Source organism: Candidatus Stygibacter australis, from assembly GCA_030765845.1.
Lineage (GTDB): Bacteria > Cloacimonadota > Cloacimonadia > Cloacimonadales > TCS61 > Stygibacter > Stygibacter australis.
Genome location: JAVCDJ010000199.1, coordinates 1 through 9,399, shown reverse-complemented (window position 1 = coordinate 9,399; position 9,399 = coordinate 1). Strand labels below are relative to the sequence as shown.

Genomic DNA, 9,399 nt, shown 5'->3' with positions numbered 1-9,399 from the left:
TTGAATTTAATCCCTGGGGCAGCGGAACAGATGAGGATGTTATTTGCCCAGACCAACAGCTATATGTATATCCCAACCCGGCAGTATCTGGCAGTTTAAGAAAGGGGACAGTAACCTTAAGCTGGAGAGGTGTTAGAGAAGGAGATATCCAGTTTGATATCTATAATGCCAAAGGGCAAAAGGTGAGGAGTGTTTATAATATTTACTGCCAGCAGGCAGGCGTATATCAGGCAGACTGGGATCTGCAGAATGAGAGAGGGAATAAAGTAAGCAGCGGAATCTATTACGTGAGAATTAAACTCGCAGGGAATTATCAAGAGCAGCAGAAGGTGGCTGTGATAAATTAATAAATTTTAATTATCTAATTTTGACTAATACTGTAATCGGTGATAGTGATCGTCATCAGTGCCCCACTTGCAGAGTACCGCCAGCGGTGCATATGCACTTAGCCGCAGAAAATGTTTTTATTTTGGGGAGGGGTATGCGTGCATGAGGTATTTAAATCTGGCATCCCCCTGTAATTTGGAAATGATAACTGCCTAACAATATGATATTATATGAGTTATATACCATCCCAGTTGCTAATTTTCTCAATCTCATTAACCCCCGATTTTAATCGGGGGCTGAAAAAACAAATACATAGAGTGGCTTCAGCCACTTTACTAATTCTATGCTTAATTTATCTGTTTTATAATTTCATAATTATTTATAAAACATGTTAAAGTCACTAAAATGACTACACATCGTTCGTATTCATTGCCCACCAACTAAAGTTGGTGGTTAATGAGAATGGCTCAATATAATAGTTCAGCACTGATACAATTGCAATTAATTTCGGGGGGATGCGTATGAATCTAAAAATAAATTGACAAGAATATCCTAATCATAGAAAATTCGTTAGTAATTGATAATATATGATATCTAATGATCAATAGGAGCTAGCAATGAAAATATTAATGATTATTCTGATGACGTTACCTGTGATTTTGATGGCAAATGTTTGGACTGTAAACTGGGATGGTGGGGCAGATTTTAGCAGTATTCAGCCAGCTATTGATGAAGCGGTGAATAATGATACAATTATAGTTTATCCGGGAGAATACTTCGAGAATCTTGTGATAAGTAATAAAAGTTTGAGTTTGCTTGGAAATCAAATTGAATCCGGAGACATTTTTCAGGCAGAGGATGTGATAATCCACGGAGACCAGTCTGCAAGTGCGGTATTTGTGGAAAATAGTGATGATTTCGTCATAAATGGATTTGTGATCATGAACAATTATCCTGATAACAGTATTATCTATAGTGAGGAGTTCAATTATGTGCGAGGAGGAGGTATAGCTTTTCGCAATAATTGTGAAGATGTGGAGATAAGAAATTGTGTGATAAAGAACTGCCTTGCCTATGTAGGAGGAGGGATTTTTGCCGAGACAGAGAATATAATATTATCAAATGTAAGTGTTTATGATAATAGGGCTATTCATTATGCTGGCGGTGTTTATCTGCAAGGAGCATGGGCATATTCGGAAATAGCGTTTGACTGTTTTAATCGATGCAGCATATATCGCAACACCTCTTCCTGGGTACAGGATTTGAGTATAAGTAATTATCCTGGTAATATAACAATACATCTGGATCGTTTCAGTGTACCGGAGATAAATGCAGATGAATATTACTGTCGAGCTTCGTCAGATGAGGGAAGCACCTTAGATCTGCGAATATCAGACTATGAATATCAGCCAGTGGAACATGATCTTTGGGTTGGTGTATATGGGAGTGACGAAAATTCTGGCAACAGTGTCAATGATGCGCTTAAGACTTTATCCTGGGCAAATCAATTAATTGCTTCTGATCCTCAGGGACGATATACTATTCATGTGACGGGTGGATTATACTCTTTTAGCGAGAACCAGCAGAAATTTCCTTTTGAAATGAAAAGCTATGTTCGTCTGGAAGGTGCCGGTATAGAACAAACTTATATCGATGGGGAAGGAATTGGCGGTTTTCTGATTGCTCGAGATAAGGATGATATCAAAATGAGTGGTTTTAATATCACCAATTGCTCGGATAACAGTGATTATGTGATTTGTCTATCTCCGATCAGGGATTTGGAAATTACCGATCTCTGGCTGCATAACAATGAGGCTCGATATAGTAATATAAGTGCTTCAGGAGATGGAGACAATTTGCTGGAAAATCTTCTTATAGAGGAATCTTCCACGAATTCTGAGTATAATTTTGCCCTTGGAATGGGACCCACAGGGCATAACACAGTATTGAATAATATAATTGTAAACGATTTTAACCTGCTTAATAATCAGGTGTACAAGACAGGAATTAACTTTTCAGGAACGGATGCTGTTATGAGGAACTCCATACTGAGCAATTGTTCAGCACGTACTGGCACATTTTTCACCTATCGTAACTGGGATCCTGCCGATAGTACGGATACTCTGGAACTTTGCAATTTTCTGATGTTTAATAATAATTGTGCTTATTCATGGGGTTATGATCAAATGTTACTGGATAATCGCTATACGCCAGTTAAGCTAAATAACTGCACAATTGCTAATAATATCAATGGATATTCCACAATTATCCGCTCTTATGGTAAAATGGAAATCAAAAATAGTATTTTTTATAATCCTGGAAACTATGCTGATATCGTTTTCACTAATGCCAATTCTGATAGTTCTCAGTATTTATCAACAATAAACAATTCTCTTTTTGCACTGGATATAATTGCCACAGATCCAGATATGATTATTATGCAGGATGTGATTACAGGTGATGATCCCTCTTTTATTGGTGATCAGGGACCTGGCTGGTACGAAACAAATCCAGGTTACTACCAGCTTAGTGAAATATCACCCTGCATTGATGCTGGCTCTCCAGACACGTTGGGGATGAATCTACCGGCTATAGATCTGGCTGGTAATCCGCGAATCTGGAATGATATAATTGATATGGGATGTTATGAATATAATGGACTCATTGTGGGAAATACTCCCGACGAACTACCTCATTCATCATCTGTCACACTTAGCAGCTATCCTAATCCTGTTCAATTGAGTAAAAGTCGTAGTTGCGTTTTTCTGGAATTCTCTCTCCCAGAAGTTCCTACCAGCGAACCTGAGATCAATATTTACAATTTGAAAGGTCAACTGGTGAAAAAATTGATCCTGAATACCAGTTTAACGGGACTTGCTCGCAAAGCTGGTTTGAGAGAAGGAAATGATAATGGCAGTCAGTATTACAGTAAGGTGTGGAACTGTCGTAATAAGCATGAAAAACAGGTGGCAGCAGGAGTTTATTTGTGGTCATTGAAGGTGGATGGTGAGTGCGTTGCAGCCAGTAAACTGATGATATTAAAATAGAAGAGACGAATAGATATATACTCGGATAGATCAATTATTCTGGCAATGATACCATAATCGTTTTTTGGGTAGCTAAAGAAAACTGAGGAAAGATACTGGAATTATCTCTTAAAAGAAGAGTTTGCTGTTTTTTCGCGCCAGGCCCCTACCGGTCTGTCTATCTTAAACAGATAAATGGCAAGATAAGTGGGACTTGCACCGCTAACGGTACTCCGGAAGTGGGGCGAGAACTACGTGCAGTTATCAGCAGCAATCCATGTTTTATATTCCAGCAATTTTATTATCAGGGATTGGTTGTTAGCGGTCGTTATTTGCGCCCCACCTGGAAATACCCGGCGGTGCACATCTAACTTATCAGCAGCAAAGGTTTTAGTTTCTGAGGAATACACAGTTTTTTTTAAATGAATTGACATTTTGAAGGGAGGGATGAAATGTTTCCGCAGGTATGAAAATGGATATATACAGGTTATTAGCTATAGATTATGGTGAAAAGCGTGTGGGAATAGCGCTAAGTGACCCAATGCGGACAATTAGTAAACCTTATCGGGTGCTTGCCAATGCCCCAGGATTATGGGATGAACTGAACTCCATTATAATAAGTGAAAAAGTGGGCAGGATCATTTTGGGTCTGCCTTTGAATTTTGAGGGAGAAGATACGCAAAAGACCAGGGAAGTAAGGGCATTTGGTGAAGAATTGACCAGACGAGTGGATATTCCCTGGGAATTTTATGATGAGAGCTTTACCTCTCAGGATGCTAACCAGTCACTGAAAACAATGGGCTATAGCGTGAAAGAGAGCCGGAAAGTGATTGATATGGTGGCAGCAGCCCTGATCTTACGTAATTATCTGGAAAATAAATAATGCGAAGATTTGGTATATTATTAATATTACTTTTGCTGATCACTATTTTGATCTTTGTGATATACTATTTTCAATCCTATGAAGTCGAAGAGACGATCATCAATATTCCAGAAGGAAACTCAGCCTTACAAATAGCCAATATACTGCATTCACAGAATATAATCCAGAGCCGTTTATTATTTAATCTTTATGTGCGGTTACACAGGATAGATAAGCACTTAAGTTATGGTAAATACCTTTTCCGGGGAAAATTGAATCTGAAAAAAGTCAGCAAGATATTAACCTCAGCAAAAATCATGCTGCGACCAGTTACGATTCCTGAAGGACTTAGTCTGCGCAAGACCTGTCAGATATTATCAAGGTCCGGATTTGGTTCATATAGTGATTTTATGAGCATTTGTGAGGATTCAGTATTTGCTGCAAAATTAGTTGGTTTTCCTGTACGCTCGCTGGAAGGTTTTTTATTTCCTGAAACTTATCTGATATCAGATGAGGCATCCGTGGAATATATCATCAAGACGCTGGTAAATGAATATTTTAAGCAGACAGAAGATATCGATTTCAGCAAGGGACCACTGGACAGGTATTCGAGCTTGATTTTGGCATCAATAGTAGAGCGTGAATCTCATTATTACAATGAGATGCCACTTGTGGCAGGAGTATATTTGAACCGTCTTGAGGATAAGCATCGGCTGCAGGCAGATCCAACTGTGGCTTATATCCTTGATGAGCAGGGTAAACGGCGCAAGAAGATATATTATAAGGATTTAAAGATAGACTCACCTTATAATACATATAAATACACAGGATTGCCACCTACTCCAATATGCAGTCCGGGCAAAGTAGCGATAAAAAGCGCTGTTATGCCACAGCAAACAGATTATTATTTCTTTTTTGCCTCATCAGGAGGGCGTCATGAATTTTCCAGAACCTACCGTGAGCATTTGCGAAAGCAGAATGAGTTAAAAAAGAATGCAAGTTGAAAATAATTTATTATCATTAGCCCTGATACTATTAATAGCGGCATTGATCCGGGCAATTTCTTCCAAATACCATACACCTCCTGTAATCGGATTATTGCTTCTGGGAGTTGTGCTGGGACCAACCATTCTTAATTTATTGAGATATAGTGAGCTTATCCACTGGATGGGTGAAATTGGAGTACTATTTTTATTATTTCAGGCAGGTCTGGAAACAGACACTAAGAGGATACGTCATGAATCTAAACAGGCATTTCTACCTGCAATGGGTGGAGTGATCCTTCCTCTGATAACGGGATTCTTTCTGATATATTTTATCACGGGTGATGTGGCAGAATCACTTGTAGTAGGTGTGATAATGACGGCAACCAGCGTGAGTGTGAGTGTGATGACACTTTATGATCTGGGTAAAATGAAGGGAATAGAAGGTCGCTGTATTGTAAATTCTGCGATCATAGATGATGTGATCGGGATATTGCTGCTAACAGCGGTATTTGCAATATTCAGTAAAAGTGAGACAGAATCAGCTAATCAATTTCTGCCATTTTTGAAGATCGCAATTTTCTTTGTAGTGATCATCGTTGCAGGTAAATATATGATCCCTGGATTATATAATAATCTTAAGAAGCTGCGATTGGAACAATCAGTGACAAAACTCTCAATCGCCATCATTTTTACATTTGCCTGGCTGGCGGAATATGCTGAGCTGGCAGCAATAACGGGGGCATATTTTGCGGGTTTATTTCTGGGACAGACCCAGCAACACAGGAAGATTGGAGAAAATATTGAGATAATCGGTAAAGGGATATTTGTAGATGTATTTTTTGTTGGAATAGCGCTGCAATATGATTTATTTGATCTAAAACTGCATTATATGTTCCTGATCGGTTTTATTTTTCTGGCAGTGATCAGTAAAATGCTGGGAGCAGGAATTGGAGCACGTTTAACAGGTTTGGATAATATCCGTGCTTTTCGCATTGGTTCTGGTATGATACCTCGTGGTGAAGTGGCACTGATAGTAGCACATATGGCAATGAAAAAGCATTTGATATCTTCTGATATATTATCAGCTACTATTATGATGGTGATAGTGACGGCAATATTAACACCTATATTACTAAAACATGGATTTGTGAAAATGCAGGGTAAAACGCTTAATGATTAGCTGATGGAGGCGCAAAATGTGGAAAGAAATAATCGATAAAGATCTGATAGCAATTAATCCATCGATTTCCAGTAAAGAGGAATTATTTGAAAAAATGGTGAATCATGTATATGCTGAGGATTATATAATTAACCGGAAGAAATTTTTACAGGCCCTGATTGCGCGGGAAGAATTATCTAATACAGAGCTATATAAAGGAGTGGCATTTCCACATGCTCGAACTAATGCTGCCAGCAAGGTTTTCGTATCAATAATTGTCCTGAAAGAGGGTATTGACTACGGAAATTCAGAGATGGGTAAAGTGAAGCTGGTATTCTTTTTTGGCTGTCCAGAGGGAAGTAATCAATTATATCTGCGCTTACTTGCTCAAACTACCAGGCTGGTTAGGAATCAGAAGTTCCGCAATCAATTGCAAAATGCCAAAACTCCTGAACAGGTAGTTGATATACTACTTGAATATGATACGGAAACTGAAGAGCTGGACGAGGATAATTATCTGATGATATTTGTATTGAATAAACCTGATCTGACATCAGATGTTTTATCAGCAATGGTGGAGCTGGGAATTAATAATGCCTCAATTGTGGATTCTATTTCCATGGCAAGGAAACTGGCTTATGAGATACCAGTATTTGCTGGTCTTAGCTATATCGGGCAAGGTAATTCAAAAAGCTCAACTATGATATTCTGCCACATCAAGAGCCGGCAGACTCCGCAAAAACTGGCAGAGATTTTGAAATCTAATGGGATAAATATTAACAAGAAAGGTGTAGGGTATATTCAAACTATTAAGTTGGATAGCCTGTTGGGAGTGACTGAAGAAGATATTGAGGTTTAAAACCAATATAGGAGAATAAATGCTATTAAAAGAGCAATTTGAGAAATCAGGGAAATGGCTGTTTAGATGGAGAAGTTATCTCCCGATATTTATTATCGTTTTAATACTCGTAGCAATGCGGCATTATGAATATCTGGGTAACAGCAAACTTTTAGAGACGATCTGGGTAGTATTTTGCTTTCTGGTAAGTTTTATAGGTTTAGGGATCAGAATAATTACGATAGGTCATGTGCCTAGGGGTACATCGGGAAGAAACCGGCGAAAGCAGGTTGCTGATAGTCTTAATACAACAGGAATATATTCTATAGTAAGAAATCCGCTTTATCTGGGCAATTTCTTTATGGGATTGGGAATATCTTTATTTGCTCATATCTGGTGGGTAGTTTTGATCTATATCCTGGTTTTCTGGTTATATTATGAACGGATTATTTGTGCAGAAGAGGAATTTCTGATAAAGAAATTTGGTGATGAATATTTAAACTGGGCAGATAGTACTCCTGCATTTTTCCCCAATTTTAAGGGATATATAAAATCTGACTTATCCTTTAGCATTCGAAATGTATTAAAGAGAGAATATCATGGTTTTTTTGCTTTGATAGTGGTAATGTTCTGTCTGAAAATAGCCAGTGACTTATATGTTAAAGGAAAACCGGAATTTGATCTTGGATGGATAATATTAATGTCAATTAGTTTTATGATCTGGATCGTATTGAGAATATTGAACAAACACACAAGAATTCTCGATGTTCGAGGAAGATAGTAATTAAGGGGAAGAAGTTGCAGATTATTTTGTTGCTTGACAATTAATTGAGCATAAGAATAAAATCATCTGGAAAGATATTTAAGGAAATTAATATGAAAAATCTGATTTTAATTGTGTTTGTATTTCTTTTTATGCAAGTTAGTGGAGATGTTTACAAGATAGAATTGACCTGGGATCAATTTGCAGCGGAGTGCAATGGGATATTGTCAGGTTCGATAGATAATCAGATTGGTATGGTTCAGGGAGTTACTGCTGAGAAGGCATTGTCTGGTATGATAAGATCATTGGGAGAGAATGAAGTGAATTTCGATGCAGGTCAAACTTTTGAGATTGAGTCTGAGAGCGGATATTTTTCATTCTGGATCAGGGATAAATTTTCGGATGATGATCTCAATCCTGATATGAAGCGACTCGCTGAAGCAAAACCTGTAGTAAAGATCTGGAGGGGGAGTAACCTTATTGATCAGATAGCAGTACCAGAAGGAGAGGGTCTGGTTTGCAAGGTATTTAATCTTGATCTGGAATCAGGTGAAATAGACCAGGAATTGCGCTATTATCCTAAATCACGTATGATCATAGGGATGATAGTGGATTGTGTGAATGGAGAAGGGCTATCAGATGTGAATGTGAGTATTACAGACGATATGGGGAAAAGCGTAATGATCAAAGCTGGAATTGGCGGTGTGTTCACGTATCCCTGTGAGATAGGTAAATATAAACTTTCCTTTTCCCTGCCAGGCTATATTGGACTGGAAGTACCCGTGGAAATGGGTATAGATGAAGCACCGCGAGAAGTGGTGATAGCAATGAGTGAAGAAATAAAAAATTATCGAATAGTATTGACCTGGGGAAGTCGTCCTCGCGATCTTGATGCCCATTTGAGTGGTCCTAATCCAGATGGTGGAAATTTCCATATCTGGTGGCAGGATCATTATCTTATGGGTGGTAAGGATTTTCTGGATCGTGATGATCGCTCTTCTTATGGTCCTGAAACCATAACTATCTATAAACCCGCAAAAGGCACATATCAGTATTCCGTTTTTGATTATTCACATCGTGGTGGTAAAAGATCGAAAGGTCTGGAACGCAGTGGTGCCCGAGTGGAAGTATATGGAGAAAAGCGGTTAATTAAAAGCTTTAATGTACCTGCCGGAAAGGGGGATTGCTGGCATGTATTTAAAATTGATGAGAGTCATAATATCATTCCGATCAATACAATTGATTATGTTCGGGATGACAAGCTGATCCACACGAATTAAAATATCTGGAGGAAAAAATGAAGAAAATTCAAATCCTGTTGCTTGCCATATTGGTAGCAATGCTTTTCACTGCCTGCGGTGGTGCCAAAGAGAAACTTAATAACAAGGTTAATTACCCACCCTGGTATGATATCCAGGATGATCCAAACTACGTTACA

General features: G+C 38.4%; 8 protein-coding genes. All 8 read left to right on the top strand.

What is annotated here, in order from left to right:
• Positions 1–347 (top strand): FlgD immunoglobulin-like domain containing protein (locus tag RAO94_10050; protein MDP8322679.1); only part of this gene is annotated, 347 nt, incomplete at its 5' end.
• Between the two features lie 597 nt (positions 348–944).
• Positions 945–3,374 (top strand): choice-of-anchor Q domain-containing protein, encoded by a 2,430-nt coding sequence (locus RAO94_10045; GenBank protein MDP8322678.1) that lies wholly within the window; start codon positions 945–947, stop codon positions 3,372–3,374.
• A 445-nt stretch (positions 3,375–3,819) separates the two neighbouring features.
• On the top strand, positions 3,820–4,236 hold the full coding sequence (gene ruvX / locus RAO94_10040) for a Holliday junction resolvase RuvX (GenBank protein MDP8322677.1): 417 nt from the start codon (positions 3,820–3,822) through the stop codon (positions 4,234–4,236).
• On the top strand, positions 4,236–5,219 hold the full coding sequence (gene mltG / locus RAO94_10035) for an endolytic transglycosylase MltG (protein ID MDP8322676.1): 984 nt from the start codon (positions 4,236–4,238) through the stop codon (positions 5,217–5,219). The genes ruvX and mltG overlap by 1 nt, the downstream gene beginning before the upstream one ends.
• The gene (locus RAO94_10030) at positions 5,209–6,381 is read left to right on the top strand and encodes a cation:proton antiporter (protein MDP8322675.1); all 1,173 of its coding nucleotides are present in this window, start codon (positions 5,209–5,211) and stop codon (positions 6,379–6,381) included. Before mltG ends, RAO94_10030 begins: the two co-directional genes overlap by 11 nt.
• Before the next feature lie 16 nt (positions 6,382–6,397).
• On the top strand, positions 6,398–7,219 hold the full coding sequence (locus RAO94_10025; GenBank protein ID MDP8322674.1) for a PTS sugar transporter subunit IIA: 822 nt from the start codon (positions 6,398–6,400) through the stop codon (positions 7,217–7,219).
• Between the two features lie 19 nt (positions 7,220–7,238).
• Complete coding sequence (locus tag RAO94_10020; protein ID MDP8322673.1) at positions 7,239–7,979, top strand: isoprenylcysteine carboxylmethyltransferase family protein; 741 nt, start codon at positions 7,239–7,241, stop codon at positions 7,977–7,979.
• Positions 7,980–8,074: 95 nt separating this feature from the next.
• On the top strand, positions 8,075–9,241 hold the full coding sequence (locus tag RAO94_10015; GenBank protein MDP8322672.1) for a hypothetical protein: 1,167 nt from the start codon (positions 8,075–8,077) through the stop codon (positions 9,239–9,241).
• The last annotated feature ends 158 nt before the right edge of the window (positions 9,242–9,399 follow it).

What these genes read in the sequence shown, in the direction of transcription:
- mltG (MDP8322676.1), top strand. Translation starts at nt 4,236, where the DNA reads ATGCGAAGATTTGGTATATTATTAATATTACTTTTGCTGATCACTATT.
- RAO94_10025 (MDP8322674.1), top strand. Translation starts at nt 6,398, where the DNA reads ATGTGGAAAGAAATAATCGATAAAGATCTGATAGCAATTAATCCATCG.
- RAO94_10030 (MDP8322675.1), top strand. Translation starts at nt 5,209, where the DNA reads ATGCAAGTTGAAAATAATTTATTATCATTAGCCCTGATACTATTAATA.
- RAO94_10015 (MDP8322672.1), top strand. Translation starts at nt 8,075, where the DNA reads ATGAAAAATCTGATTTTAATTGTGTTTGTATTTCTTTTTATGCAAGTT.
- ruvX (MDP8322677.1), top strand. Translation starts at nt 3,820, where the DNA reads ATGAAAATGGATATATACAGGTTATTAGCTATAGATTATGGTGAAAAG.
- RAO94_10045 (MDP8322678.1), top strand. Translation starts at nt 945, where the DNA reads ATGAAAATATTAATGATTATTCTGATGACGTTACCTGTGATTTTGATG.
- RAO94_10020 (MDP8322673.1), top strand. Translation starts at nt 7,239, where the DNA reads ATGCTATTAAAAGAGCAATTTGAGAAATCAGGGAAATGGCTGTTTAGA.